Origin of the sequence: Streptomyces sp. SCL15-4 (assembly GCF_033366695.1) — a bacterium.
Taxonomy (GTDB): Bacteria; Actinomycetota; Actinomycetes; order Streptomycetales; family Streptomycetaceae; genus Streptomyces.
Map to the genome: position 1 here is coordinate 7,342,257 of NZ_JAOBTQ010000001.1, position 26,219 is coordinate 7,368,475.

The following is a 26,219-nucleotide window of genomic DNA, read 5'->3' on the forward strand; positions in this document are numbered from 1 at the left end:
AGCGGGGCGGGACGGTCACCAGCCGCGGACGCGGGGCCAGTACGCCTCGACCGCGGGACACGCCGTCGTGCCACGGGAGCTGTCGACGACGTGGTAGCCGTGGTGCTGGGCCGCCGTGGCGCAGGCGTGGTTGGGCAGGACGCGCAGCCGGGTGCCGATGGGCAGCTCGGGCAGGGCGGCGCCGTCCCGGGCGGTCAGCGTGCCGTGCTCCTGGCTGGCGGCGGTCATGACCAGGCCCGGGATCAGGGTGCCGGACAGGTCGGTGACCAGGCCGTAGCCCTGGTCCTGCGGCTGGGCGGCGGTGCCGCGGTCGCGGGAGAGGGCCATCCATCCGCCGTCGGTCACGATCCAGCCGTACTCCGGGCGGTGCCCGATGACGGTGACCACGACCGACAGGGCGAGGTCGGCCGGCGCGCAGACACCGAGGCCCGCCATCACCAGATCGAAGAACACGTAGTTCCCGGCGCGCAGTTCGGTGACCCCGGTGAGGTCCTCGGCGGCGTGCGCGGTGGGCGTGGAGCCCACGCTGACGGTGCGCACCGGCAGGCCCGCCGCGCGCAGCCGCCGTGCCGCCGTGACCGCCGCGTCGCGTTCGTTCCGCGCCGCCGCGCGCCGCTCCTCGGTGGTGAAGGCGGAGTACGACTCGCCCGCGTGCGTCAGCACGCCGTCCAGGCAGCCCGCCTCGTGCAGGATCCGGCCGATTCCGGTCAGCCCGGGGGCGTCGGGCCTGAGGCCGCCGCGGTGGCCGTCGCAGTCGATCTCGATCAGCGCCGGCAGGGCCACGCCGGCCTCCCGGGCCGCCCCGGCGACGAACCGCGCCTGCTCGGTGCTGTCCAGCAGGACGCGCAGGGTGACGCCACGGCGCACCAGGGCGGTGACGCGCGGGAGTTTGCGCGGTTCGATGCCGACGGCGTAGGTGAGGTCGCGGTAGCCCGCACCGGCGAACGCCTCGGCCTCGGCGAGGGTGGAGACGGTGAGCGGGCCGGGCGCGCCGTCGTGCAGGAGGGCGGCGGCGTCCAGGCTCTTCGCCGTCTTCACATGGGGGCGCAGGGCGACTCCGAGGCGGTCCGCCCGGGCCCGCAGCCGGGCGATGTTGCGCCGGGACCGGTGCGCGTCCACGACGGCGAACGGGGTGTCGGGGTCGGCCAGGGTCCGGGCGGCGGCAGGGGAGAAGGCGGTGCTCATGGGCGGGTGGCCCCTCACTTCGCGTAGTTGTAGACCGTCGCCCGGGACACGCCGAGCAGGTCCGCGATGGCCTGCGCGGCGTCGCGCGAGGCGAAGTAGCCGTCGTGCTGCAACTGCCGTACGAGCGCCTTCTTCTCCTCCCGGCTCAGCGAGCGCGGGGTGGCGCCGCGTTCGGCGGCGCGGGCCTCCACCGCCTCCCGCAGCTCGCGCGCGGTGCGGTCCCGCAGGGTCTCCAGGGGCCGCTCGCGGTGCGCGCCGTCCGTGGCCACGAGGTTCGACAGGGCCAGGGTGACCGGGGACAGGACGGACACGTCGAGGTTCAGGCACAGCGCGGCGACGTACTCGCCCGCCGCGTTCTTGATGCCGATGGACGTGCTCTTGGCCGGGCGGCCGTCGGGAAACCGGTTGGGGTAGTTCTGTACGACGCCGGGGTAGTCCGGGTCGGCGACGCGGGCGAGGCCCAGCTCCGTGGCGGGGTCGCCGACCCGGCGGCCGGAGAGGTTGTTCTCGATGGCGCGGACGGCGTGGTCCGGATCGCGCAGATCGTGCAGCACGACCTCGCACAGGCCGGGGAACATGCGGCCCAGCGCGACGGCGATCTTCTCCGCCTCCCTCAGGAGGTGCTCGTCCGCGCCGTCCCCGTGCCCGGCGTCCGCCCGCTGCTCCACGCGGCCTCCCCACCGGCCTCGACACGCGATCCACTTCTGGACGCGGAGTCTAAATCGTGCGGTCCGCCGCTGTCCAGGTGATCCGGCCCGCACCGCCGCCGGGCGTCAACTACCCTCCGTACCAGCGCGTTCCGCGCACGGCACAGACCGACGAGGGGGATTCATGGCAGACCGGTCCAGCGCGGGGCATCCGAAGTGGCTGCGCCGCTTCCACGAACCGGACCCGGGTGCGCCGCGGCTGATCTGCCTGCCGCACGCCGGCGGCTCCGCGAGCTTCTACTTCCCCGTCTCCCGGGCGCTGTCGCCCGCGGTGGACGTGCGCGCCGCGCAGTACCCCGGCCGCCAGGACCGCGCCGCGGAACCCTTCGCGCGCTCGCTCCAGGAACTCGCCCAAGGGGTGTTCCACGCGCTGGACGAGCGGGACGAAACACCGCTCGCGCTGTTCGGGCACAGCATGGGCGCCCTGGTCGGATTCGAGCTGGCCCGGCTGCTGGAGAACGCGGGCCGGCCCCCCGCGGTGCTCTTCCTCTCCGGCCGCCGCGGCCCGTCCGCCGAGCGGACCGAGACCGTCCACCTGGGCGACGACGCCCGGCTGATCGAGGAGGTCATGCGGCTGGACGGCACCGACTCCGCCGTCCTGAAGGACGAGGACCTGCTCCAGCTGGTCCTGCCCGCGCTACGGGCCGACTACCACGCCGTAGGGACCTACCGGCCCGTCCCCGGACCACCGCTCGGCTGCCCCCTCGTCGTCCTGACGGGCGACGCCGATCCGCGGGTGACCCCGGACGAGGCCCGGACCTGGGAAAAGGAGACCGACGGCCCCTTCGAGTTCCACGTCCACCCCGGAGGCCACTTCTACCTGGTCGCCGAGCAGCAGGCCGTCCTCGACCGCGTCCGGGCCGCGCTGCGGCGGTTCGGGCCCGGCACCGGCGCGGCGGTCTGAACCCGGGGACGGGAACCGCGGCACCGGCCGGGAACACGGCACGGGCGGCACCGGTCGAGACGGTGCCGCCCGGAAGGTGTCAGCCCAGGATCTTGGCGGACTCGATGACCACCTGCTCCTTGGGGACGTCCTGGTGGCCCTGGTAGTTGCCCGTCTTCACGGCCTTGATCGCGTCGACGACGTTCTGGCCCTCGACGACCCGCCCGAACACGGCGTAGCCCCAGCCGTTCGGGGTCTTCGAGGAGTAGTTGAGGAACGCGTTGTCCGAAACGTTGATGAAGAACTGGGCCGTCGCCGAGTGCGGGTCGTTCGTCCGCGCCATCGCCACGGTGTAGTTGTCGTTCTTCAGGCCGTTGTCGGCCTCGTTCTGGATCGGCGCCTGGGTGGGCTTCTGCCGCATGTCCGGCGTGAAACCGCCGCCCTGGACCATGAAGCCGTTGATCACCCGGTGGAAAATCGTGCCGTCGTAGTGGCCGCTGCGCACATACGCCAGGAAGTTCTCGACCGTCTTGGGCGCCTCGGCGTCGTTCAGCTCCAGCACGATCCGGCCGGCGCTGGTGTTCAGCTCGACTGTCGACATCAAAAATCTCCTCATTCCGGTGGGACTCGCCCACGCTACAGGTACGGCCCGGCCGGCCGTTCTCCGGTGCGACCGACGGGCACGCCGGTCCGACGGCCCGAGATCACCATGGAATATACGACCACAGGGCACGCGTACGACGCTGCGCCGCCCCGGGCCTCGAACGGCCATCCGGGTCATGGCGAGGCCCCGGCGTCAGGACGGCCGGGACCCGTCGCCGGGCGCCGGGGGCAGCGCGAGATGGGCCAGATCGCCCGGCGGCGGCGTGGTCACCGGCCACAGCGGGGCGGCCACGCCGTCGGCGAGCGCGGCCGGTGCGTCGGTCAGGTTCATCCGCTCGCGCAGCCGGCCGTAGAAGTCCGTCGGACCCAGCCGCACCGCCCGCAGCCGGCGCGGAGCGGCGTACACCCCGATCCAGTCCCCGGGGTCGAGCACCCCGCGCAGCTGGCCGTCGATGCTGACCGCGGCCCGTCCCGACCGCTGGAGCACCCGCAGCGCGATCGGCTCGTCCGGCGCGGCCACCACCGACCGGTTGAACACCATGTGCGGCGCGACCGGCGTGAACACCAGGCCCTCCGCGCGGGGCGAGACCACCGGGCCGCCGGCGGCGAAGCTGTACGCCGTCGATCCCGTGGGCGTGGCCACCAGCAGCGCGTCCGCCGAGTACGAGGCCAGCAGCCGGCCCGCCAGATACACCCCGACCGACACCTGCCGATCCCGGGACAGCTTCTCCAGCACCACGTCGTTCAGCGCGGTCACGTCCAGGGCCACCCCCCAGTCCCCGCCCGACTCGCACTCCGTGCGCACCGGGGGCGGCGGCAGCAGCGGGCCGCGCCCGTACGCCAGCAGCGCCTCCATCTGCGCCGGCACCTGAAGCCGGCAGGACGCGCGCAGCGTGAGCAGCATCCGGCTCTCCACGTGGATCCGGTCCTCCCGTACGGCGTCCAGCGCGGTCCGTACCGCCGGGGCGGGCACCTCCGTCAGGAAGCCGACCCGGCCCAGGTCGACACCGAGCACCAGGGCGTCGTTCTCGGCCGCGAGCCGGGCACCGCGCAGGAACGTGCCGTCACCGCCCAGGGTGACGACGAGGTCCGGATCGCCCGCGTCGGCCAGCTCCTCGCGGGCGCTGCGCCGCGCGCCGTCCCGCCACACGTCGATGTCCGCGCACCCCACCCCGTGCTCGGCGCACCACGCGCGCACCTCCCGCGCGGCGTCCACCGCCTCGGCGCGTCCGCCGTGCACGACCAGGCCGACACGGTTCACCGTCATACCCGCACACCCGCCTCCCAGCCGGTTTCCTGCCCGGCGTCATCCTCGCCGCGGACGGCACCGGCGACGTGCGCGCCACGCCGCCGCATCGCGTCCGCGTGGGCGGAACCCGTCATTCCCGGCCGGCGTCCGCCGCGAGGAACGGCTCCAGCAGGGCCAGCAGCGCGTCCGGCCGGTGCAGCGGGATGATGTGGCCGCAGTCCGGGATCACCCGGCCCGTCAACCGGTCGGCGTACGGCCGCAGTTGCCGTTCCAGCGAGCGGCCCACCGGGTGGGCGCCGATGGTGAGGACGGGCACGGTGAGGCGGGCGCCCGCCACCGCCTCCCGGATCTGCCGGGCACCGGCGGGCAGCGCCCGGTAGGGGCCGAACGCCGCGCGCAGCGCGCCGCCGCCGGTGTAGGCACGGACGAACGCGGCGCGCACGTCCGGCCGTACGCCCCGGCCCAGCGTGCCGCGCTCCAGGAACCAGTCGACGTACGCCTCCTCGTGTCCCGTCAGCACCGACTCCGCCAGCCCGGGCGCCGCGTGGAACCCGAACCACCACGGCGGCCCGGCCGCGAGGAACTCCTCGGCGCCCGGCAGATCGCCCAGCAGGGACTCCATCAGCACCAGCCGCCGTACCAGGCCGGGCCGCCGCATGGCCAGCAGGAACGCGGGCGGGGTGCCGAGGTCGATGCCGACCACGGCCGCCGGGCCCGCGTCCAGCGCCTCCAGCAGGCCCGCCGCGTCGGCGGCGAGCGTTCCGGCGTCGTACCCGTCCGCCGGCCGGTCGCTGTCGCCGAACCCGCGCAGATCCGGCGCGATCACCCGGTAGCGGCGGGCCAGCGGTGCGATGACCTCGCTCCACAGCCGCCAGGTGTGCGGGAAGCCGTGCAGCAGCAGCACCGCCGGGCCCGTGCCGGCCGTGGCGACGTTGAGTCCGGTCCCGTCGACGGTGACCCGGCGCAGCCGCACACCGGGCACGGAGGTGACAGTCATGAGCGATCCCTCGCCATCTTTGAGTAACCAATGGTGACAAGGGAACGCTAGGTAACTAGGGTCGGCGCCAACAGACCGCACTTTCCCGTCAGTTGGTGAGCTACAGGTGACTTCCCAGGCCAAGGACGCGTCCGCCGTGCGCGGCGACCTGTTCGACCCCGCGTGCCCGACCCGCCGGCTGCTGGACCGGATCGGCACCAAGTGGACGTCGATGGCGGTGAAGGTGCTGGCACAGGCCGCGCCGGGAGAGGTGCGCTTCGCCGAACTGCTGCGCCGGATGCCGGGCGTCTCGCAGAAGATGCTCTCGGTGACCCTGCGGAACCTGGTCCGCGACGGCCTGGCCGAGCGCCGGGTGGAGCCGTCCGTACCGCCCGGCGTGTACTACCGGCTCACCGCGCTCGGCCTGTCGCTCGACACCGTTCTCGCCGCCGTACGGGACTGGGCCGAGGAGCACATGGCCGAGGTCGACCGGGCCAACGAACGGAGCGACCGGCAGGCACAGCCGTGAGCGGCGACGCCCCGGGCCGCCCGGTGTGATCTCCCTCCTTGCGGCCGGCGCACCGCCTCTGTGAGCCTCCCTTCGAACGATTCTCCGAAGAACTGTCATCCGAAACTGTTATCGGCGCCGCACCGGACGGTCTCCCAGGTGACGCACATCGTTCGGCGCCGAGGACAGGAAAGCTCTGATGAGGACACAGCACACGGTGGACACGGCGGCACTGGTGGACGCCGCCCGAGCGGGAGATCCGGCGGCCCAGGACGCCTTGGTCGGCGCTTTCCTCCCGTTGGTGTACAACATCGTGGGGCGCGCCCTGAACGGGTCGGTCGACGTCGACGACGTGGTCCAGGAGACCATGCTCCGGGCCCTCGGCTCACTCGGCGACCTGCGCACCCCGGAGAACTTCCGCTCCTGGCTGGTGGCCATCGCGATGAACCGGGTCCGCGCGCACTGGCGGGACCGCCAACTCGCCCCGGGTGCCGTGGAGGAGGCCGCCGATGTCGCCGACCCGGGCGCCGACTTCGTCGACCTGACCATCGTCCGGCTCCAGTTGTCCGGCCAGCGCCAGGAGACCGCGCGCGCCACGCGCTGGCTGGAGCCGGACGACCGCGAGGTGCTCTCGCTGTGGTGGCTGGAGTGCGCCGGCGAACTGACCCGCGCCGAGGTCGCCTCCGCCCTCGGCGTGCCGCCGCAGCACACGGCGGTACGGGTGCAGCGGATGAAGGCGCGGCTGGAGTCGGCCCGCGTGGTGGTCCGCGCGCTCGACACCGGGCCGGCTTGCGTGGAACTGCGCGCGGTGCTGGCCTCCTGGGACGGCCTGCCCTCCGCCCTCTGGCGCAAGCGCATAGCCCGGCACGCCCGCGACTGCGCGCGCTGCGGCGGCCTGTGGAGCGGCCTGCTCCCGGCCGAGGGCCTGCTCGCCGGGCTCGCGCTCGTCGCGGCGTCCTCCACCCTGCTCGCCACGATCCGCTCCGCCGTGACACCCGGCCTCCACCTGACCGCCCACTCGGCCTCCGCGACATCGCACACGGGCTTCGCGACCCCGCACACGGGCTTCGCCGGGGCGGACGCGGGGCAGGCGGGGTTGCCTGGGCCGGACGTCGTGCATGCGGGTGTTGCCGGGTCCGATGCGGGCTTCGGCGGGCCGGACGCGGCGCATGCGGGTGTTGCCGGGCCGGGCGGGACGCAGGCGGGTTCTGCCGGGCCGGACGGTGGGCGTATGGGCTTCGCCGGGCCGGACGCGGAGCTTACGGGTCTCGCCGGGCCGGGCGCGGGGCAGGCGGGCTTCGCCGGGCCGGGTGGTGGTTCCCGCCCGGGAGCCGGCCGAGTCGGCGGCGAGCCGGCCGGCTCCGTCGGCGTACGGGCCTCCCGGCGGCGTGCGACCGCGCGCGACGAGGCACGGCGTCGGCGGCGCGGCCGGCGCCGGGCCGTCGGTGGCGCCGTGGTCGCGGTCTGCGTGGCGGGCGGCGGCCTGTGGTACCTCGGCACCGGCTCCGAACCCGAGCCCGAACGGACGGCCGCCGCGCCCACCGCCGACGCCCCCGTGGCGGACCTCTCCGCGTCCGGCCCCGTCCGGACCCCGGCGCCGCCCTCGGCCTCCCCGTCGCCGTCCCCCTCGCGGCCGGAGAAGCAGAAGACGAAGAAGCCGAGCCCCGCCAAAAGCCCCCGTCCCCCGCGCAGGACCGGCACCCCGAAGGCCCAGCCGCCCGCACCCCCGGCCCCCCGCGCCACCCCGACGACACCGCAGGCACGGCCGGCGCCCGCCGGCACCGTGGCGCAGGTGGTCGCGCTGGTGAACAAGGAGCGGGCCGCCGCCGGGTGCGGACCGGTCACCGAGGACCCGCAGCTGGAGCGCGCCGCCCAGGGACACTCCGACGACATGGCCGCGCGCGGCTTCTTCGACCACGCGAACCCGGACGGCGCCGGCCCCGGCGAGCGCGTCACCGCCGCCGGCTACCGCTGGTCCACCTACGGCGAGAACATAGCCCGCGGCCAGCAGAGTCCGCAGGCGGTGATGGACTCCTGGATGAACAGCCCCGGCCACCGCGCCAACATCCTCAACTGCTCGTTCAGGAACATCGGCGTAGGCGTCCACAACGGCTCGGGCGGCCCCTGGTGGACCCAGGACTTCGGCGCGAAGCTCTGAGCAGCCGGCCCGCCCCGGCCGTCACCCGTTCCCAGGCCGGGCCGCCGCAGGACCACTGCCCGGCGTGTGCCCGAAGGCGCGCCGGAAGACGTCGATGAACGCACTGGCCGAGGACCAGCCGCACCGGTGCGCCACCGCGGTCACCGGCGTCCCCTCGGCCAGCAGGACCAGCGCGTGGTGCAGCCGCAGCTGGGTGCGCCACTGCGGGAACGTCATGCCGAGGTCGCGGCGGAACAGCCGGGACAGGGTACGGTCGCTCGCTCCGACCTCGCGGCCCAGCTCCGCCAGCGTCCGGCGGTCGGCCGGATCGGCGCGCAGCAGGTCGCACAGCGCGCGCAGCACGGGTGACGCGGGCGCCGGCAGATGCAGCGGCCGTTGCGGCGAGGCACGCACCTGGTCCAGCAACACCGCCCGCAGCCGCGCCCGTTCGGGGCTGCCGTCCTGCGGGCCACGGGTGTAGGCGACGATCAGCTCGCGCAGCAGCGGGCCGACGGCGAGCACCGTCGGCGCGTCCAGACCGAGCGGGTTCTCGGCCGCGGGCAGCCCCAGCAGATGCAACTCCAGCGCGCCGTGCGCCTGATGGGCGTGCACGGTGCCGGCCGGTATCCACAGGGCGCGGGTGGCCGGCGCGATCCAGGACCCCGCGTCGGTGGTGACGGCCAGCACGCCCCGGCCCGCGTAGACGATCTGGTGGTCGTCGTGCCGGTGGGCGTCTATCGCCGCGCCGGAGTCCAGCCACTGGGTACGGGTGGGCGCCACCGGCTGATGGCGGATCTGCGTCATCACGTGGCAGTTTATCGAAAGCGCGACAGACGGCCGGGGCCGCAGCATGGCCGGGTGCGAAGCAAAGCATCGATCACCCTGCTGTCCGTGGGGCACGCCTGCGTCGACGTCTACCAGGGCGCCGTCGCGTCGCTGATCCCCTTCCTCGTCGCCGAGCGCGGCTACGGCTACGCCGCGGCCTCGGGCGTCGTCCTCGCCGCCGCCCTGCTGTCCTCGGTGGCGCAGCCGCTGTTCGGCGCGCTGACCGACCGCCGTCCCGTGCCCTGGCTGCTGCCCGCCAGCACCCTGCTGGCCGGCCTGGGCATCGCCCTGAGCGGCAGCGGCGGTTCGTACGCGCTGACGCTGGCGTGCGTGGCGGTCTCCGGACTCGGCGTCGCCGCCTACCACCCGGAGTCCGCCCGGGTCGCCCGGCTGGCAGGCGGAGGCGGACACAGCGCCATGGGCTGGTTCTCCCTGGGCGGCAATCTGGGCTTCGCCCTGGCCCCGCCGCTCGTCACGGTCGTCGTCGGCACCGGCGGACTGCGCTGGACCCCGCTGCTGGCACTGCCGGCGCTCGCCGGGGCCGCGCTGAGCCTGGCCGTACTGCGCGCCCCAGGGCGGCGCCGGCGCCTGTTCGCCCCGGCGCCGCCGGCCGGCCCCGACGACCGGACGTCCTTCCTGCGGCTGTCGCTGGCCGTGGTGTGCCGCTCGGTCGTGTTCACCGGCCTGAGCAGCTTCCTGGCCCTGTACGCGGCCCGGCGCCTGGGCGGCAGTGTGCCGGCCGGGACGGCCGCGCTGTTCGTCCTCTACCTCGGCGGCGCGGCCGGGTCCGTGCTGGGCGGCCGGCTGGCCGGGCGCTTCGACCGGGTGACGGTGTGCCGGTGGTCGTACCTGCTCTCGGCCGCCGCGGTCGCGGGCGTCGTGTTCGTCCCCGGCCCCGCGCTGTACCTGTGCGTGGCGCTGACCTCCGCCGGCCTGTACGTCCCCTTCTCGCTCCAGGTGACGCTCGGTCAGGACTACCTGCCCTCACGCGTCGGCACCGCGAGCGGCATCACGCTGGGGCTGACCGTCAGCGTCGGCGGACTGGTGAGCCCCCTCATCGGCCGGGCCGCCGACGCCACGTCGCTGCGGACCGCGCTGGCTCCGCTGATACTGATGCCGGTGCTGAGCTGGCTGCTGCTGCGCGGCCTCCCCGAGCCCGCGGGCCCCGGCCGGCGGGCGGACCCGCCGGCCGGCCCGGCTCAGCGGGCCGTGCCGAAGTCCTGGGTCCAGTAGCTGCCGGGCTGTGCCAGACCGACACCGATCTCCCGGAACCCGCAGTTGAGAATGTTGGCCCGGTGGCCGGGGCTGGCCATCCAGCCCGCCATGACCTGCTCCGCTGTGGCGTAGCCGTAGGCGACGTTCTCGCCGTAGCTGCTCCAGGTGTAGCCGGCGGCCGTGATGCGCAGGCCCGGGTCGGAGCCGTCGGACCCGGTGTGCGACATGTTCCGGTGCGCGGCCATGTCCTCGCTGTGCGCCTGCGCGGCCTTGGTCAGCGCCGGGTTCGGGGTCAGCGCAGGACAACCTACCTTGCCGCGCTCGGCGTTCACCAGCCGCAGGATCTCGGCGGAGACCCCGGACGCCGTGGCGGCGGGCTGCGGTGCGCTCGGCGCGGCGGTCGTGGTGGTGCCGGGCACGGAGGTGGCCGCGGGGGTGGCGGGGGACTGGGTCCGCCGGGCGGTGGGCCGGGCCGTCGCGGCCGGACGCGTCTTCGGCGCCGTCACGACCGGACGGGTCTTCGGCCGTGCGCTCCTGTGCGTGTGCGAAGGACTCGCGGCCGGTGGCGTGACCGGCGCGGAGGCGGACGGCGCGGTGGCCGGTGCCGTGGTGACCGGCGCCGCGGCCGGTGCCGTGGTGGCCGGCGCGGCGGTCCGTCCCGCGGCCGCGTCGACACCCTCGCGGTGGTGACGCCCGTGAAGGTGCTGCCCGCGCACCACGGGCGCGCCCGTCACATCGGCCCGGGGCCGCGGGTCCGGGCCGTACGGCCAGTCCGTGCAGGCCAGGGCGACGGATGGCACGCCCACGGCGGCGACGGCGACGGCGGTGACGGCTATGCGCCGGTAGTGCTTGGTCTTGCGGTGCTGTCCCATACGTCAACCTCACTCGGTGATCGCGGAGCGCCCATTCTCGGGACGGCCTCACACGAGACGCAAAGGGACCCTCTACTACCGCCTTACGTAGATCGTCCCGGCCCTTGCCAGCCGGACCGGGAGATGCAGATCTCCGCGAACGCGATGTTCGCCTTGTGCTGTCGGCTCCTCAGATGCCCCTTGCCGACGAGGGATAGGACGAGGCGCCCGCGGGCTGTCCAACCGTCAGGCGCACCACGGGCCACACCCACGGCAAGACGGACAAATCCCCTATGTCATGGGAGTGGCGTCTACTATCCGGCCCCCTTAGTCGTCGGCCGGCGTGTGACGGTTGTCACCTCCGGCCAAGGCATCGTGAACGTGTGCGCGGCGGCCGGAAACTCGCCGGCCGCCGCGCACCCGCGTCCCCGCCCCCTGTCAGTCGAGTGCCGTCACTCGTTCCGGAAGACGGCCTTGCTGACCTCGGCGGGGTTCTCGAACTTCTTCTTCCCGAGGTGGGAGATGCGCTCGGTGATCTCCTTGGGCGCGTGGTTCTTCTCGGCGACCTTCCGGAGCTGGTCGGTGTCGGCCGGGTAGTCCACGCCGGACAGGGCCTTCTGCAGATCAGGTGGGGTGATGCCCGCCATGGTTCCTCCAGGCAGTGCGTTGGTGATCGGACCGGCGCGGCAGGCCGCGCCGCGACTGCACAGGTACCCACACGACGAAAGCGGATTCCGACATTCCGGTAGGTGATGGGGCGCGCGGCGCACGGGTACCCGACGGCCTGACCGGCAGGGGACCGCGTAGGAGAGGACCCGATGAGCGAGAACACCCCATCGCAGGCCGAGGGCGAGCGGGACCCGGACGCCCTCGACGCCGAGCAGCCACCCCGCACCACTCCCTCCCAGGCGGAGGGAGAGGACACCGCCGAAGAGAACCCGGACCGGGAGGACGACGCCTAGGAGACTCATGAGCACGGAACACACCAGCGTCCCCGAGGTGCTGGACGCGCTGAGAGACGTGACCTATCCGGCCGGCAGGGAACGGCTGGTCTCGGCCGCCCGGCGGGCCGGAGCCTCCCAGGAGGTCGTCAAGGCCCTGCGCGGCCTGCCCGCCGAGGAGTACTCCGGCCGCGCCGAGGTCGCGAGGTCGGTCCGCGCGGACCCGGACTCCGGTCCCGGTATCGACGCCGGCCGGCGGGCGCGGCAGGCACGGCGCGGCGGCAGGCCGGGGCTCTCCCGGCATCTGTGGGAAGAGCCGAAGAACCCGATCCAGGAGGAGTTCGACCGCTGAACCCCGGCCATGGGCCGCCGGGCGGCAAACAGGCTGCCGGGCAGAACAGCGGCCGCCGGCCAGGGCGCGGCGCCGTCCGCCCCTGTCCGGCGGCGCGCCGTGTTCTCAGGCGACCGGCGCGGGACGGACCGTGGCGAGGAAATCCTCCAGGGCCCCGGCAACCGCCTCCGGAGCCTCCAGCGGCAGCAGGTGACCGGCGCCCGGAACGGTGGCCAGAGTCGCGTGCGGCACATGCGGCAGCAGGTGCTCGCGCAGCACGGCGGGCGGTTCCACCTTGTCGTGCTCGCCCGCCAGCACCGCCACCGGCACCCCGATACGACGGGCCTGCTCGGTGATGTCCCGGGCGATGCCGTGCAACGGCCACTGCGCACGGGCGTCCTCCCGGGCGGCCAGACTGTCCCGCACGACCGCCTCCCGCACCGGCCGGGGCAGGGGCACGGCCGTCAGGACGTGGTCCAGTGCCCGGCCGACGGACCCGGGCGAGTCGTAGGCGTGGGACAGGGCCTGCCGGTACTCCTCTGTCACCGTCGGCGGCGGCGACGGGGGAGCGGGCGCGACCAGGACGACACCGGCCAGCCCGGCGGGACGCCGGGCCGCCACCAGCTGACCGACCTTGCCGCCCATCGAATGGCCCACGAGGACGAAGGGGCCCGCGACGCATTCCTCGGCGACGCGCACGAGGTCGTCGGCGAGCCGGTCGAGGTGGTACGGCCCCGGCAGCCCGCGCGAGGTGCCCCAGCCCCGCTGATCGAACCGGACCGTCGCCCGCCCGGGCGGCAGGCGCCGGACGACCTCGTCCCATGTCCCGGCGGAACCGCCCCAGTAGTGCGCGAACACCAGCGCCGCCCCGCCGCGCCCGTCCCCGGCCCGGACCCGGGCCTGAAGAGATCCGCCCACGACGGTCACCGTCCTTGTACTCTCCGGCACTTCCACGTCTCCTCCAGATCACGGCGGGCGGCGGCGGCCCGTGACACACTCACCGGAACACGCCGTCCACCCGCCTCCTCGCACGGAAGAGACGCTAGGCCGGTGAAGCCCGACGCCCCGGTGGAAAGAGACCGACCTCTTGTGGAAAACGGACACGCCGCCGTGCGGCAGCTGCGCTACCTCCCTCCGGTCGGGGCCGCCTACGGAGTGGAGGTCCTGAGCTTCGCCGCGCTGCGCGAGAGCGACACCGAACGGCGCCGCACCCGGCTCCAGCGACCCGACTTCCACGTCCTCGCGCTGATCACCGGGGGAAGCGGCGCGCACGAAGCGGACTTCCACCACCACGAGCTGCGCGAAGGCGACGTCGTATGGATCAGGCCCGGCACGGTGCACCGCTGGAGCGACACCGAGCGCCTCGACGGCCCCCTCGTCCTCTTCCAGCCCGGCTTCCTGCCCGACCCCGGCCTCGAAACCCGGAACGCCACCGCATTCGCCTGCCGGCACCTGCCGCCCGAGGCCCTCCGGCTCGCGGCACTGGCCGCCGACCACCTCGGCCACGAGCACCGGGCGGCGGTCCGCTCCCCGCGCCTGGCCTCCTCCGCGCTGCTCGCCCACCTGCTCGCGGCCCTGCTCCTGCGCGTCCTGCACGGCACGTCCGCACCGCCCGTCCCCGGCGCGACCGGCAGCCCGCAGCCGGAGGTCTTCCACGCCTACCGCACCGAGGTCGAGGAACACTTCCGCCACCGGCACCGCGTGGCCGACTACGCGCGGGCACTCGGCTACGACGCACGGACCCTGACCCGCGCCACCCGCTCCGCCACCGGGCAGGGCGCCAAGACCTTCCTCGACCAGCGCATCCTGCTGGAGGCGAAACGGCTGCTCGGCCACGCCGGCCTGCCGGCCGGCACCTGCGCACACCGCCTCGGCTTCTCCGACGCCGCCAACTTCACCACCTTCTTCCGCCGCCTGACCGGCCTCACCCCCACCGCCTGGACGGCCGCGCTCCACCGGACTCCTTGACCGCCTCCCGGGCGCGACCTAGCGTGTCGCACACATCCGGACAGGCAGGCCAGGAGGCTCGGTGACGGCGGATCATCCGCACGGCGCTCCCGACGGGGCGTCCGCCGGCCGCCTCCCGCGGGTGGAGACACACGGCCTCGACGTCATCGAGGACGCCGAACGCAAGGGCACCCCGCGCACCCTGTTCTGGCCCTGGTTCGGCGCCAACGTCTCCGTCCTCGGACTCGGCTACGGCGCGTTCGCGTTCGGCTTCGGCATCTCCTTCCGGCAGGCCCTCGCCGCCGGTGTGCTCGGCATCGTCGCCTCCTTCCTGCTGTGCGGCTTCGTCGCGGTCGCCGGCAAGCGCGGCTCGGCACCGACCATGGTCCTCAGCCGCGCCGCGTACGGCGTGCGCGGCAACCGGCTGCCGTCCGCCGTCTCCTGGATGCTCACCGTCGGCTGGGAGACCGTCCTCACGGCGCTCGCCACGATGGCCACCGCGACCGTCTTCAGCAGCCTCGGCCGGGGCGGCGGCACCGGGACGAAGATCGTCGCCCTCGTCGTGGTGGCCGCGCTGACCGTCGTCGGCGGAGTCATGGGCTTCGAGACGATCATGCGGTTGCAGACCTGGATCACCCTGGTCACGGGCGTCCTCACGATCGTCTACGTCGCCCTCGTCGCCGACCGCATCCACTGGAGCACGGTCGACGCGCTCCCGGCCGGCTCCGCTCAGCGGTTCATCGGCGCGCTGGTGTTCATGATGACCGGCTTCGGCCTCGGCTGGGTCAACGCCGCCGCCGACTACTCCCGCTACCTGCCCAGGAACTCCTCCGGCCGGGGCGTCATCGGCTGGACCACGTTCGGCGCGTCCCTCGCCCCGCTGGTGCTGCTGGTCTTCGGTCTGCTGCTGGCCGGTTCCTCCGCCGAGCTGAGCCAGGCGATCGCCGCCGACCCGATCGGCGCGCTGGCCACGCTCCTGCCGGCCTGGTTCCTGGTGCCGTTCGCCGTGGTCGCGGTCCTCGGCCTGGTCGGCGGCGCCGTCCTCGACATCTACTCCTCCGGCCTGGCCCTGCTCTCGGCCGGCCTGCGAGCACCCCGCTATCTGGCCGCCCTCCTCGACGGCGTCCTGATGATCGCCGGCTCGGTCTACATCGTGTTCTTCGCCGACGACTTCCTCGGCCAGTTCACGGGCTTCCTCACCACACTCGGCGTGCCCGTCGCGGCCTGGGCCGGCGTCATGCTCGCCGACCTGGCGCTGCGCCGCCGCGACTACGACGAAGACGACCTGTACCGCCCGCACGGCCGCTACGGCGACGTCCCCCTCCTCCCGCTGTGCCTCACCCTCGCCGCCACCGCCGTCGGCTGGGGTCTGGTCACCAACACCGCCGCGCACTGGCTGACCTGGCAGGGCTATCTGCTGGCGCCGCTCGGCCTGGGCGGCCGGGCCGGGCCCTGGGCGTACGCCAACCTCGGCGTCCTCGTCGCCCTGGCGCTCGCCTTCCTCGGCACACTGCTGCCGGCCCGGGGCCGGGTACGGCGCCAGGAGGCGCGGGCACCCGGTCCGGGCCTCCACGAGGAGGCGGCGCGCCGCCGATGAGCCCAGGGCCGTGACCGGCGTCCACGCCCCGGGCACGCTCAGGATGTGTGTACGCGGGCCCCCGTGTGCTCCCGGCCCATGTGCTCTCGACCCATGTGTTTCGCACACGCATGCCCCGCACCCCACCGGGTACGCGAGGCGGGAGCACGCCCGGAGCGCCGAAGCCGTCCGGGCAGCCGTACTACCGCCGACCCTGGGGACCAGCCATGGAGACACCCGCACACGCCGACCCGCCCACGCCGGCCCAGCAGGCACTGGACGCGCTGACCGTCAACGCCGAGGACCAGGTCGCCCTGGACACCCTCGCCCACAGTGACGTACTCGTCCCGGTGCCGGACGACGCGTTGGACGGAGAGGGCGCCGACGCCACGACGGTGGCCCTGCCCGTCCTGGAACAGCCCGGCGGCGACACGGTCGTCCCGGTGTTCACCACGGAGGGCGAGATGACCGATCTGCTGCCCTTCGTGTCGCGCTACCGTCTGATACCGCTCGGCGCGCTCGCCGCGCAGTGGCCGGACGAGAACCTCTCCCTCGCCATCGACGGCAGCTCCTCCCACGCGCTGACCCTCACCTCGCAGGGAGTCCGCACGCTGCTGGCCCGCTGAAGCCGCACGGACCCGTCCCCGCGGGCGCCGCCGGAGCACGAGCCCCGAGCGGCGCCCGCGGCCGTCCCGTCCCGACGTCCCGCGGCCCGGCACCGCGCGGGCCGCGCCGGGCCGCGCGGGGCCCTCTGCCGGTCACCGGCGCGGACGGCTCCCTGGCCGCGCCGGCCCGCCATCCCGGAACCCGCCGGATCACACGCGTCCGGGCAACGCCTGCCGCTGCTCGACCCCGGCGCGCGCGCGTGAGCGAACACGGTGCCGAACTGCTGCGGACGGCGCGGAACCGGTGCCCTAGGACTCCTGCCCGGCCAGCAGGCGCCGCAGCACCGCCCGCTGGAGCGGCAGCACCTCGGCGTGCAGCGCACGGCCCTTGGCAGTGAGCGCCACCCACACCCCGCGCCGGTCCTCCGCGCACACCGAGCGCTCCACCAGGCCGTCCTTCTCCAGCCGGCCGATCAGCCGGGACAGCGCGCTCTGGCTGAGGTGGACCCGGCCGACCAGGTTCTGCACCCGGCACTGCTCGCCCTGCTCGGGCGGCTCCGTGGCCAGCAGATCCAGCACCTCGAAGTCGCTGGCGCCCAGCCCGTGCGGGTGCAGGACACGGTCGATCTCGCACATCGTGCGCGCGTGCACGGCGAGGATGTCCCGCCAGCGTTCCTCCAGCCGGGTCTCGGCCGTCTTGACTGCCATAACCGCACGGTAGCACCGAACCGGGCACTCGTTGAGTGTGCAACTAGTGCCGGGACGCGCGGTCGTCCCGGCCTCAGGCCGCCGGGTCCTGGAGCAGGCCCAGGTGGTTGCCGTCGGCGTCCTTCACGAAGGCGATCAGCCGCCCGCCGCCGACGTCCTGCGCGTCCTGCAGCAGCTCGGCGCCCGCCGCCAGCAGCGCCGCGAGCCGCTCCCGCAGATCCGTCACGTGCCAGTACGGCACCGGCCCGGTCATTCCCTTGGCGTGCCCGTTCGGGTCGAGGCCGACGTCCTGGCCGGCGGCCTTGTAGCCGACGTAGTACGCCTCGTCCGCGTACGGCTCGACGCCCAGCAGCGCGCCGAACACGGACTTGGCGCGCTCCAGGTCCTTCACCGGGTAGATGATCGTCTGCAGGCCGGCGGCCATGATGCTCACTCCTTCGCACAGCGGTGCCCGACAGCGCGGGCGGGGCACCGACGGCTTCCCGCCGGTGCCTCCACGCTAGGACCGGGCGGCCCGCGGCGGCTTCTCCGATCCTGACCGGTTGCCCGCCACCCGTCGCGCGGCACCCCGGCGAAGGTGAGCCGGGCCGCCCGGCGGGCCGGCACCAGCGCCCTCATGACGGCGATCACCACACCGGCGAGCGCCGGAAGATCCGGGAGCGGCGGATGCCGGCCGTCCACCACGGAACCGGCCGCCGGACCGACGCCCGGCGAGGCCACGGCGACAGGCCTTTCGAAGGGGCGCGGGAAACCGCGCGACCGGCCACGACGAAGCGGCAGCCGCCCGACGGCGGTTCCCGGCACCCACCGTCGGCGGCCCGCACCCACCGCTCACGCGGATTCGCGCCGCACCAGCTCCGTGGGCAGGATCACCGCCGCCGGCTCCTCACCGCCGAGCTGGGCGAGCAGCACCCGGACCATCTCGCTGCTGATCCGGTCCCACGGCTGCCGGATGGTGGTGAGCGCCGGGGCGGCGGCGGTCGCCGCCGGGGAGTCGTCGAAACCGCCGACGGCGATGTCCTGCGGCACCCGCTTCCCGGCCCGGCGCAGGGCCGCCAGCACACCTTGCGCCATCAGGTCGGAGGCGACGAACACGGCGTCCATGTCCGGCGCCCGCTCCAGCAGCCGCTCCGCGCCCGCCTCGCCGCTCGCGCGGCTGTAGTCACCGGAGACGACCAGCCGCTCGTCGGCCGCGAGGCCCGCCTCGGCCAGCACCTCCCGGTACCCGGCGAGCCGCTCCACGCCTCCGGGAGTGTCCAGCGGACCGGTGACCACGCCGATCCGGCGCCGCCCCAGCGACAGCAGATGCCGGACCATGTCCCGGGCGCCGTCCCGGTCGTCGGCGGCGACGTAACTCACCTTCGAGCCCAGGCCGATGGGCTTGCCGCAGGCGACCAGGGGCACCCCCGCCGCCCGCAGCTCCTCGGCGACCGGGTCGCCGGAGCGGCTGGAGACCAGCAGCACCCCGTCGACGTGCCCGGCGGTGATGTACCGCGTGATCCGGCGCCGTTCGTCCCGCGTACCCGCCAGCATCAGCAGCAACGGGATGTCGTGCGCGGCCAGCGCCTGGGTGCAGCCGCGCAGCAGGACGTTGAAGTTCGGGTCCTCGAAGAACCGCTCCTGCGGCTCGGTCAGCAGGAAGCCGACCGAGTCCGAGCGCCCCGTGATCAGCGAACGGGCGTGCCGGTTCACGACGTAACCGGTCCTGCGGATGGCGGCGTTGACCGCCTCCTGGGCCGCGGGGCTGACGTAGTGGCCGCCGTTGAGCACGCGCGAGACGGTGCCGCGCGAGACACCGGCCTCGCGCGCCACGTCGTGGATCGTCGGTGCCCTGCGCCGGCCCCCCGTGTTGCTCATGGTCATGACTTTACGGCCCCGGACAGCAGATCCAGGCTCCAGAACCGCTGGATGACCAGGAACAGGGCGATCAGCGGAAGCACCGCGAGGAACGCTCCGGTGATCACCAGGGTGTACAGCGCGGGCGTGTTCGCGCCCTGCTCCAGCAGCGTGTAAAGGCCCAGCGTCAGCGGGAACTTCTCGTCGTCGCTGAGCATGATGTACGGCAGCAGGAAGTTGTTCCAGACCGCGACGAACTGGAACAGGAACACCGTCACCATGCCGGGGATCATCATCGGCAGCGCGATCCGGGTGAAGATCCGCCACTCGCTGGCCCCGTCCATCCGCCCGGCCTCCACCACGTCGGCCGGCACGGCGGCGGACGCGTAGATCCGGGCCAGGTAGACCCCGTACGGCGAGAGGATCTGCGGCAGCAGCACGGACAGGTAGGAGTCGGTGAGGTCGGCCTTCGCCAGCAGCAGGTACTGCGGGATCGCGAGGATCACCGGCGGCATCAGCACGCCGGCGAGCAGCACGTTGAACATCGTCTCGCGGCCCTTGAAGCGGTACGTGGCGAGCGCGTAGCCGCTGAACGCCGACACGGCGGTGGACAGCAGGGCGCCGAGACCGGCGTACAGCGCGGAGTTGCCCATCCACTTCCAGTAGACCCCGCCCCGGTAGGCATTGAGGTCCCTGATGTTGTCGGTGAAGCCGGTGCCGGGCAGGAAGGTGAACGTGGAGAACAGCTCGTGCCCGGACTTGGTCGACGCGATCACCACCCAGGCCACCGGCAGCAGCGTGTAGACCGCGCCGAGCAGCAGGGTGACCGTCGGCACCAGCGCGATCCGGCGGCGCAGCGGCGGACGCCGCGCCGCACCGGGAGTGGTGCCGGCGGCCGGGGCCGCCTTGTGGACGGCGAGAGCACTCATCGCGCTGCCTCCTGCTTGTTGCGGCGGTTCGCGGCCCGCAGGAACCCGAACGACAGCAGCAGCGTGACGACGGCGATCAGCGTCGCCTCGGCCGCCGCCGAGTACATGTCGTTGCGGCCGAAGGCGTCCTGGTACACCTTCATCAGCGGACTCCAGGTCGTGTTGACCGAGTTGGTGAGCGGCTTCAGGGTGGTCGGCTCGTTGAACACCTGGAGCGTCGCGATGATCGAGAAGAAGAAGGTCAGCACCAGCGAGGGCGCCACCATCGGGATCTTGATCCGCAGCGCGATCTGCAGCGGGGTGGCGCCGTCCAGCCTCGCCGCCTCGTACACCTCGGCCGGGATCGACCGGAGCGAGGTGTAGATGACGATCATGTTGAAGCCGGTGCCGCCCCAGACCGCGATGTTCGACAGGGCGAGGTAGAGCGGGCCGCCGTCCAGCAGGTCCGGCTGCGGCAGGCCCAGCTTGTCGAGCACGAAGTAGAACGGGCTGACGTCCGGCAGGTACAGAAAGCCCCACAGCAGCGCGGCCACCACGCCGGGGATGGCGTACGGCAGGAAGATCGCGAGCCGGGTGAACGGGGCGAGCCGCACCTTCTCGGAGTCCAGCATCAGCGCGAACAGCAGCGCGAGGCCCAGCATCAGCGGGACGACGACGCAGCCGTAGCCGAGCACGCGCAGCGCGCCGTGCAGCAGCTCGCTGTCCTGGAAGGCCGCGCTGTAGTTCTCGAAGCCGGCCCAGACCTCGTGCCGCGCGCCCGAGCCCAGGCCGAGCCCGGAGACGCGCACCTTGCGGAAGCTGAGCCAGACCGCGTACCCGATGGGCAGCGCGAAGAAGAGGGCGAACAGAATCGTGGCGGGGAGGAGGAAGGTGTACGGGGCCGCCTTGACCCCGTACCCCCTCCGGCTGGTCGAGCTGCTCACTGAGAAACCTCGAAGCCCTGCTTCTTCATGTCGGCGACCGTGTCGGCCTGCATCTTCCGCAGGGCGGCGGCGAAGTCCGACTCGTTCTTGGCGGCGGCGCCGAAGGCGTCCTTGAAGGAGGTGTAGGCGACGTTCACGTTCGGGCCCCACGAGGCCGGCGCGGTGGTCTTCGCGATGTCGGCGGCCTTGGTGTAGAAGTCCGGCTGGTTGGAGAAGTACGCCGGCGGGTTGGAGAAGGCGCCGCTGAGCTGGGCGGAGGTGGACGCCGGGTAGATGCCCCCCTCCTTCGCCAGCGCGTTCAGGGCGTCGTGGTCGGTGTTCAGCCAGACCGCGAACTCGGCGGCGGCCTCCTGGTGCGCGGAGTCGGTGGTGACCGCCGTGGAGGAGCCGCCCCAGCTGCCGGTGACGTCCTGCTCCGCCGACCACTGGGGGAGCGGGGCCATGGCCCACTTGCCCTTGGTGTCCGGCGCGGCCGTGTTCAGCGTGCCGGGCGCCCACACCGCGCTCACCCAGGCGATCTGCTTGCCGGTGTCCAGCGCCTTGTTCCACGACGGGGTGTACATCGGCTGGTTGTCGATGACGCCCTCCTTGACCAGGCCGCCCCAGAACTCGGCGACCTTGCGGGTGGCCGCGTCGTCGATGCCGACCTTCCACTTGTCGCCGGAGGTGGTCCACCACTTGGCGCCGGCCTGCTGGGCGAGGCCCGCGAAGAGGCCGGAGTCGTTGGCGGAGAAGGTGGTCAGGTCCTTGTCCGGTGCCTTCTTCTTCAGCAGGCGGGCGGTCTCGGCGAACTGCTCCCAGGTGGTGGGGACCTTCAGGCCATACCTTTTGAACAGGTCCTCGCGGTAGTAGAACATCATCGGGCCGATGTCCTGCGGCACCGCGTAGACGGCGTCCGTGCCGAGCGTGGTCTGCTGCCAGACGCCCTCGGCGAACTTGTCCTTGACGCCGTCGACGTGCTCGGACACATCGGCCAGGGCGTCGTTGCTGACCAGCGTCGGCAGCGCCTGGTACTCGGCCTGCACCAGGTCGGGGGCCTTCTTCGCCTTGTGCGCGGTGAGGATCTTGGTGACCAGCGTGTCGCCGGACGCCTGCTTCTTCACCGTGACGGTGATCCGGTCCTTCTTCCCCGGCCCCTTGTTCCACAGGTCGACGACCTTGTCCATGCCGGGCGTCCAGGTCCAGTACGTCAGCGACACGGGACCCGACTCGGCCTTGCTGTCGTCCCCGGAGCCACAGGCGGCGAGGGCGGTGGCGCCGAGCGACACGGCGACGGCGGTTGTCACGAGGCGACGGCGCTTCGTGTGCGGCATGGTTTCTCCCCTGACCCGGGTCCCCGCCCGCTGCGGGGACCTGTGACGCAGTTGTGCACGCTCACATGACCCGGGCACTCGCCTGCCGGGAGCCCCTGCCATGCTTCTGTGAGCGTTCACAGTAGAGAAACATCCCGGACACTTGTCAATGGTTGTTGCTGTGCGGTTATGTTGGCCCCGCACCGCCGCCGTTGTGTGTGCACGTTCCCATCTGATCGATTTCCGGGAGAGATCCATGCCGGACACCGCCCCCAGGGGCCTCACGAGGCTCGCCTTCGGCGGGGACTACAACCCCGAGCAGTGGCCGGAATCCGTCTGGCGGGAAGACATCCGGCTGATGCGGGAGGCCGGTGTCACGATGGTGAGCGTCGGCATCTTCTCCTGGGCCCTGCTGGAACCGGCGCCCGGGGAGTACGACTTCGGCTGGCTCGACCGGGTCCTCGGCCTGCTGCACGAGGGCGGCATCCGCGTCGACCTCGGCACGCCCACCGTGGTGCCGCCCGTCTGGTTCTACCGGGCCCACCCCGAGGCCCTGCCGGTCACGGCCGACGGGGTGCGCTACGAATTCGGCTCGCGCGGCGCGATCTGCCATGGCAACGCCGACTACCGCGCCGCCGCCGCGAACATCACCACCCGGCTCGCCGAGCGCTACGGCGACCATCCCGCGCTCGCGATGTGGCACGTCCACAACGAGTACGGCGTCCCCGTCTCCGCCTGCTACTGCGACACCTGCGCGGCCCGCTTCCGCCACTGGCTCGCGGACACCTACGGCACGGTGGAAGGGGTCAACGAGGCCTGGGGGACGGCCTTCTGGGGCCAGCGGTACACGGATCTCGCGCAGATCAACCCGCCCCGCACCACGCCGACCGTGGGCAACCCCGGCCAGGCGCTGGACTACCGGCGGTTCACCGACGCCACCATCCGGGAGAACTTCCGCGCCGAACGCGACATCCTGCACCGCCTCTCACCCGGCGTCCCGGTCACCACCAACTTCATGACCGCCCTCAGCCAGTGCGACTCCATGGACTACTGGGCCTGGGGCCGCGAGGTCGACCTCGTCACCAACGACCACTACCTGATCACCGACGGCCGCCGCACCCACGTCAACCTCGCGATGGCCGCCGACCTGACCCGCTCGGTCGCCGGCGGCGCCCCCTGGCTGCTGCTGGAACACTCCACCTCCGGCGTCAACTGGCAGCCCCGCAACCCCGCGAAGACACCGGGCCAGATGGCCCGCAACTCCCTCGCGCACGTCGCCCGCGGCTCCGAGGGCGCGATGTTCTTCCAGTGGCGCCAGTCCCGGCGCGGCGCCGAGAAGTTCCACTCCGCGATGGTCCCGCACGGCGGCACCGACACCCGCGTCTGGCGCGAGGTGGTCGAACTGGGCTCCGCCGTCGAGGCGCTGAGCGAGATCCGGGGCACCCGCACCGAGGCCGACGCGGCCATGCTGTGGGACTGGCAGTCCTGGTGGGCGCAGAACCTCGACTGGCGCCCCAGCGAGGACCACGACCCGCGCGAGCGCGCCGACTCCTTCTACGAGGCCCTCTACGACCGCCACCTCACGGTCGACTTCGCCCACCCGGAAGCCGACCTGTCCGCCTATCCCCTGGTCGTCGTGCCGGCCCTGTACCTGATGACCGAGGCCGCCGGCCGCAACGTCCGACACTACGTCGAGAACGGCGGCACGCTCGTCGTGTCGTACTTCTCCGGGATCGTGGACGAGCACGACGCCGTCCACGAGGGCGCCTATCCGGGCGCGCTGCGCGACGTCCTCGGCCTGACCGTGGAGGAGTTCTCGCCGCTGCTGAAGGACCAGCGGGTGCGGCTGACCGGCCCGGACGGAACCGGGCCGGCCGGCGACGTGTGGACCGAGTTCGTCGTCCCGCGCGGCGCCGAGACCGTGTGGCGCTACGCCGACGGGCCGGCCGCCGGCCGCCCGGCCGTCACCCGGCACCGGTCCGGCCGAGGCACCGCCTGGTACGTCTCCACCCGCCTCGACGTCCAGGGCCTGGACGCGCTGCTCGCCCGGGCGGCCGACGACGCCGGGCTCGCCCCGCGCGCCGAACTGCCGCGCGACGTCGAGGTCGTGCGCCGCAGCGGTGAGACGGGCACCTTCCTCTTCGTCATCAACCACACCGCCGGCGACACCAAGGTGCCGCTGGCGGCGCCCGGCACCGAGCTGCTGACGGGCGAGCGCGCCGCGGGCCGCCTCGCGGTCCCGGCCGGGGCCGTCCGGGTCGTGCGACTCGACGGCTGAGCCGACTCCCCTCCGCCCGCGCGAGCCGTGCGAGCCGCGGGCGGAGGGGTCCTCCTGCGGCACCACCGCGGGAGCCTCTCCCCCCTTACGTCGAAGGGACGACGGACGATGAAGTTCCATCCCAGACGCACCATCACCGCCCTGCTGCCGCCGCTCGCGGCCGCTCTCGCCCTCACCGCCCTGCCCGCCCAGACCGCCCACGCCGCGAGCACGCTCGCCAACGGCGGCTTCGAGTCCGACGGCGCGGGCGTGGCCGCACCCGCCGGCTGGTCCGAGTACGGCGACACCGGGGCCTCCTACACCGAGGCCGGCGGCCACGGCGGCGGCTACCGACTCAGCCACTACTCGGCGTCCGCCTACAAGACGGAGACCTACCAGTACCTGTCCGGGCTGGCCAACGGGAACTACACGCTGACCGCGTGGGTGCGGTCCGGCGGCGGACAGAAGGCCGCGTACATAGCGCTCAAGAACTGCGGCGGTGCCGAACAGCGCACCGATCTGCCGGTCTCCTCCAGCGGATGGATCCGGATCGTCACGCCGGTCAACGTGACCAACAACCAGTGCACCATCAGCGTCAACAGCGACGCGAACGCGGGCAACTGGATCAACGTCGACGACCTGACCTTCACGTCCGGCACCACGGGCACCTCCATCCACGGCGCCGACATCTCCTCCCTCGCCAAGAGCGAGGCCAAGGGCGGCGTCTACAGGACGAGTTCCGGCACCACCGGCGACGCCCTGCCCATCCTCAAGTCGTACGGCATGAACTACGCGCGCCTGAAGGTCTGGGTGAACCCCGCCGACGGCTTCAACGACAAGGCGCACGTCCTGGCGACGGCCAAGCGCGTCAAGGCCCAGGGCATGAAGCTGCTGGTCGACTTCCACTACTCGGACACCTGGGCCGACCCGGGCGCCCAGACGAAGCCGGCCGCCTGGGCGGGACATACGTACAGTCAGCTCAAGACGGACGTGTACAACCACACGTACGACGTGCTGAACGCCTTGAAGGCGCAAGGCACCACCGCCGACATGGTCCAGGTGGGCAACGAGATCAACGGCGGCATGCTGTGGTCCGAGGGATCGACGGACAACTGGACCCAGCTCGCCGGACTGATCAACTCCGGCTACAGCGCCGTCAAGGCGGTCAACTCCGCCACCCCCGTCGCGCTGCACCTGGCCAAGGGCGGGGACAAGGCCGGCACCGAGTGGTGGTTCGACAACGCGGTCGCCAACGGAGTCAGGTTCGACGTGATCGGCCTGTCGTACTACGGCTACTGGCACGGCGCGCTCTCCGACTTCCAGACCACCCTGGACGACGCGGCCGCCCGCTACGGCAAGCCGGTGTTCGTCGCCGAGACGGCCTACCCCTTCCGTCTCGACAGCGACGACGCGCTCACCAACCAGATCGACACCACCGGCGAGCTGGTCTCCGGCTACCCGGCGACCGTGGCCGGCCAGACCAAGTGGATGAACGACGTGGCGAGCATCGTGGAGGCCGTCCCCAACGGCCGCGGCCTCGGCGTCTTCTACTGGGAGGCCACCTGGACCGCCGTCACCGGCAACGGCTGGGACCCCGCGGACGCCGGCTCCGGCAACGGCTGGGAGAACCAGGCCCTCTTCGGCTACGACGACAAGGCGCTCAACTCCCTGACGTGGTTCAGCCACCGCTGAACCACGGCGACGGAGCCCGGCCGCCACGCGGCGGCCGGGCGCC

The 26,219-nt window shown here is 73.2% G+C and carries 26 protein-coding genes; 11 read left to right on the forward strand and 15 right to left on the reverse strand.

What is annotated here, in order from left to right; genetic code table 11:
- Window positions 1–15: 15 nt before the first annotated feature.
- Together SCK26_RS33120 and SCK26_RS33125 are read right to left on the reverse strand one after the other, a co-directional pair.
- Entirely contained in the window at window positions 16–1,185 is a 1,170-nt protein-coding gene (locus SCK26_RS33120) for an alanine racemase (RefSeq protein ID WP_318205035.1), read from the reverse strand.
- Between the two features lie 14 nt (window positions 1,186–1,199).
- On the reverse strand, window positions 1,200–1,853 hold the full coding sequence (locus SCK26_RS33125) for a transcriptional regulator (RefSeq protein WP_318205036.1): 654 nt from the start codon (window positions 1,851–1,853) through the stop codon (window positions 1,200–1,202).
- A gap of 163 nt (window positions 1,854–2,016) precedes the next feature.
- Here SCK26_RS33125 and SCK26_RS33130 point away from each other — a divergent pair, with 163 nt between their 5' ends.
- Window positions 2,017–2,796 (forward strand): thioesterase II family protein, encoded by a 780-nt coding sequence (locus SCK26_RS33130; RefSeq protein ID WP_318205037.1) that lies wholly within the window; start codon window positions 2,017–2,019, stop codon window positions 2,794–2,796.
- Window positions 2,797–2,875: 79 nt separating this feature from the next.
- On the opposite strand, the gene SCK26_RS33135 is transcribed toward SCK26_RS33130, so the two are convergent.
- The 3 genes from SCK26_RS33135 to SCK26_RS33145 all read right to left on the reverse strand — a co-directional run bounded on the left by SCK26_RS33135 (window position 2,876) and on the right by SCK26_RS33145 (window position 5,624).
- On the reverse strand, window positions 2,876–3,376 hold the full coding sequence (locus tag SCK26_RS33135) for a peptidylprolyl isomerase (RefSeq protein WP_318205038.1): 501 nt from the start codon (window positions 3,374–3,376) through the stop codon (window positions 2,876–2,878).
- A gap of 195 nt (window positions 3,377–3,571) precedes the next feature.
- A complete protein-coding gene (locus SCK26_RS33140) occupies window positions 3,572–4,645 on the reverse strand; it encodes an NAD(+)/NADH kinase (protein ID WP_318205039.1) in 1,074 nt (357 codons plus the stop codon).
- 112 nt (window positions 4,646–4,757) lie between these two features.
- Complete coding sequence (locus SCK26_RS33145; RefSeq protein WP_318205040.1) at window positions 4,758–5,624, reverse strand: alpha/beta hydrolase; 867 nt, start codon at window positions 5,622–5,624, stop codon at window positions 4,758–4,760.
- Window positions 5,625–5,730: 106 nt separating this feature from the next.
- Here SCK26_RS33145 and SCK26_RS33150 point away from each other — a divergent pair, with 106 nt between their 5' ends.
- Both SCK26_RS33150 and SCK26_RS33155 read left to right on the forward strand, forming a co-directional pair.
- Window positions 5,731–6,132 carry a helix-turn-helix domain-containing protein gene (locus tag SCK26_RS33150; RefSeq protein ID WP_318205041.1) on the forward strand — a complete coding sequence of 134 codons (402 nt, stop codon included), beginning with the start codon at window positions 5,731–5,733 and terminating at the stop codon, window positions 6,130–6,132.
- A 178-nt stretch (window positions 6,133–6,310) separates the two neighbouring features.
- Window positions 6,311–8,269, forward strand: coding sequence for a sigma-70 family RNA polymerase sigma factor (locus SCK26_RS33155; RefSeq protein ID WP_318205042.1), 1,959 nt, complete (start codon window positions 6,311–6,313; stop codon window positions 8,267–8,269).
- A 21-nt stretch (window positions 8,270–8,290) separates the two neighbouring features.
- On the opposite strand, the gene SCK26_RS33160 is transcribed toward SCK26_RS33155, so the two are convergent.
- Complete coding sequence (locus SCK26_RS33160) at window positions 8,291–9,052, reverse strand: helix-turn-helix transcriptional regulator (RefSeq protein WP_318205043.1); 762 nt, start codon at window positions 9,050–9,052, stop codon at window positions 8,291–8,293.
- Window positions 9,053–9,106: 54 nt separating this feature from the next.
- On the opposite strand from SCK26_RS33160, the gene SCK26_RS33165 reads away from it, so the two are divergent.
- Window positions 9,107–10,306 carry an MFS transporter gene (locus tag SCK26_RS33165; protein ID WP_318205044.1) on the forward strand — a complete coding sequence of 400 codons (1,200 nt, stop codon included), beginning with the start codon at window positions 9,107–9,109 and terminating at the stop codon, window positions 10,304–10,306.
- On the opposite strand, the gene SCK26_RS33170 is transcribed toward SCK26_RS33165, so the two are convergent.
- The gene (locus tag SCK26_RS33170; protein ID WP_318205045.1) at window positions 10,273–11,160 is read right to left on the reverse strand and encodes a CAP domain-containing protein; all 888 of its coding nucleotides are present in this window, start codon (window positions 11,158–11,160) and stop codon (window positions 10,273–10,275) included. The genes SCK26_RS33165 and SCK26_RS33170 overlap by 34 nt on opposite strands.
- A 431-nt stretch (window positions 11,161–11,591) precedes the next feature.
- Window positions 11,592–11,786, reverse strand: coding sequence for a DUF2795 domain-containing protein (locus tag SCK26_RS33175; RefSeq protein WP_318205046.1), 195 nt, complete (start codon window positions 11,784–11,786; stop codon window positions 11,592–11,594).
- A 171-nt stretch (window positions 11,787–11,957) separates the two neighbouring features.
- Here SCK26_RS33175 and SCK26_RS33180 point away from each other — a divergent pair, with 171 nt between their 5' ends.
- Together SCK26_RS33180 and SCK26_RS33185 are read left to right on the forward strand one after the other, a co-directional pair.
- Window positions 11,958–12,101, forward strand: a complete 144-nt coding sequence (locus SCK26_RS33180) for a hypothetical protein (RefSeq protein ID WP_318205047.1) — start codon at window positions 11,958–11,960, stop codon at window positions 12,099–12,101.
- A gap of 7 nt (window positions 12,102–12,108) precedes the next feature.
- A complete protein-coding gene (locus tag SCK26_RS33185) occupies window positions 12,109–12,432 on the forward strand; it encodes a DUF2795 domain-containing protein (protein WP_318205048.1) in 324 nt (107 codons plus the stop codon).
- Between the two features lie 105 nt (window positions 12,433–12,537).
- Here SCK26_RS33185 and SCK26_RS33190 read toward each other — a convergent pair whose 3' ends face one another.
- Window positions 12,538–13,359: an alpha/beta hydrolase gene (locus tag SCK26_RS33190; protein WP_318205049.1), complete on the reverse strand. Its 822-nt coding sequence runs from the start codon at window positions 13,357–13,359 to the stop codon at window positions 12,538–12,540.
- A 141-nt stretch (window positions 13,360–13,500) separates the two neighbouring features.
- Between SCK26_RS33190 and SCK26_RS33195 the strand changes: the two genes are divergently transcribed.
- From SCK26_RS33195 to SCK26_RS33205, 3 genes are all read left to right on the forward strand, one after another.
- Window positions 13,501–14,379 (forward strand): AraC family transcriptional regulator, encoded by an 879-nt coding sequence (locus SCK26_RS33195; RefSeq protein ID WP_318205050.1) that lies wholly within the window; start codon window positions 13,501–13,503, stop codon window positions 14,377–14,379.
- Between the two features lie 61 nt (window positions 14,380–14,440).
- A complete protein-coding gene (locus tag SCK26_RS33200) occupies window positions 14,441–15,955 on the forward strand; it encodes a purine-cytosine permease family protein (RefSeq protein WP_318205051.1) in 1,515 nt (504 codons plus the stop codon).
- Window positions 15,956–16,161: 206 nt separating this feature from the next.
- Complete coding sequence (locus SCK26_RS33205; RefSeq protein WP_318205052.1) at window positions 16,162–16,560, forward strand: SseB family protein; 399 nt, start codon at window positions 16,162–16,164, stop codon at window positions 16,558–16,560.
- 288 nt (window positions 16,561–16,848) lie between these two features.
- Here the strand turns inward: SCK26_RS33205 and SCK26_RS33210 are convergent, their stop codons facing one another.
- The 6 genes from SCK26_RS33210 to SCK26_RS33235 form a co-directional block, all read right to left on the reverse strand.
- Entirely contained in the window at window positions 16,849–17,247 is a 399-nt protein-coding gene (locus SCK26_RS33210) for a MarR family winged helix-turn-helix transcriptional regulator (RefSeq protein WP_318205053.1), read from the reverse strand.
- A gap of 73 nt (window positions 17,248–17,320) precedes the next feature.
- Window positions 17,321–17,671: a VOC family protein gene (locus tag SCK26_RS33215; RefSeq protein ID WP_318205054.1), complete on the reverse strand. Its 351-nt coding sequence runs from the start codon at window positions 17,669–17,671 to the stop codon at window positions 17,321–17,323.
- Between the two features lie 407 nt (window positions 17,672–18,078).
- The gene (locus tag SCK26_RS33220) at window positions 18,079–19,110 is read right to left on the reverse strand and encodes a LacI family DNA-binding transcriptional regulator (RefSeq protein ID WP_318205055.1); all 1,032 of its coding nucleotides are present in this window, start codon (window positions 19,108–19,110) and stop codon (window positions 18,079–18,081) included.
- Window positions 19,107–20,012 carry a carbohydrate ABC transporter permease gene (locus tag SCK26_RS33225; RefSeq protein WP_318205056.1) on the reverse strand — a complete coding sequence of 302 codons (906 nt, stop codon included), beginning with the start codon at window positions 20,010–20,012 and terminating at the stop codon, window positions 19,107–19,109. Before SCK26_RS33225 ends, SCK26_RS33220 begins: the two co-directional genes overlap by 4 nt.
- A complete protein-coding gene (locus SCK26_RS33230; RefSeq protein WP_318205057.1) occupies window positions 20,009–20,935 on the reverse strand; it encodes a sugar ABC transporter permease in 927 nt (308 codons plus the stop codon). Before SCK26_RS33230 ends, SCK26_RS33225 begins: the two co-directional genes overlap by 4 nt.
- Window positions 20,932–22,248: an extracellular solute-binding protein gene (locus SCK26_RS33235; RefSeq protein WP_318205058.1), complete on the reverse strand. Its 1,317-nt coding sequence runs from the start codon at window positions 22,246–22,248 to the stop codon at window positions 20,932–20,934. Before SCK26_RS33235 ends, SCK26_RS33230 begins: the two co-directional genes overlap by 4 nt.
- Window positions 22,249–22,483: 235 nt before the next feature.
- Between SCK26_RS33235 and SCK26_RS33240 the strand changes: the two genes are divergently transcribed.
- Together SCK26_RS33240 and SCK26_RS33245 are read left to right on the forward strand one after the other, a co-directional pair.
- Window positions 22,484–24,505, forward strand: a complete 2,022-nt coding sequence (locus tag SCK26_RS33240) for a beta-galactosidase (RefSeq protein WP_318205059.1) — start codon at window positions 22,484–22,486, stop codon at window positions 24,503–24,505.
- 108 nt (window positions 24,506–24,613) lie between these two features.
- Entirely contained in the window at window positions 24,614–26,176 is a 1,563-nt protein-coding gene (locus SCK26_RS33245; protein WP_318205060.1) for an arabinogalactan endo-1,4-beta-galactosidase, read from the forward strand.
- Window positions 26,177–26,219: the final 43 nt, after the last annotated feature.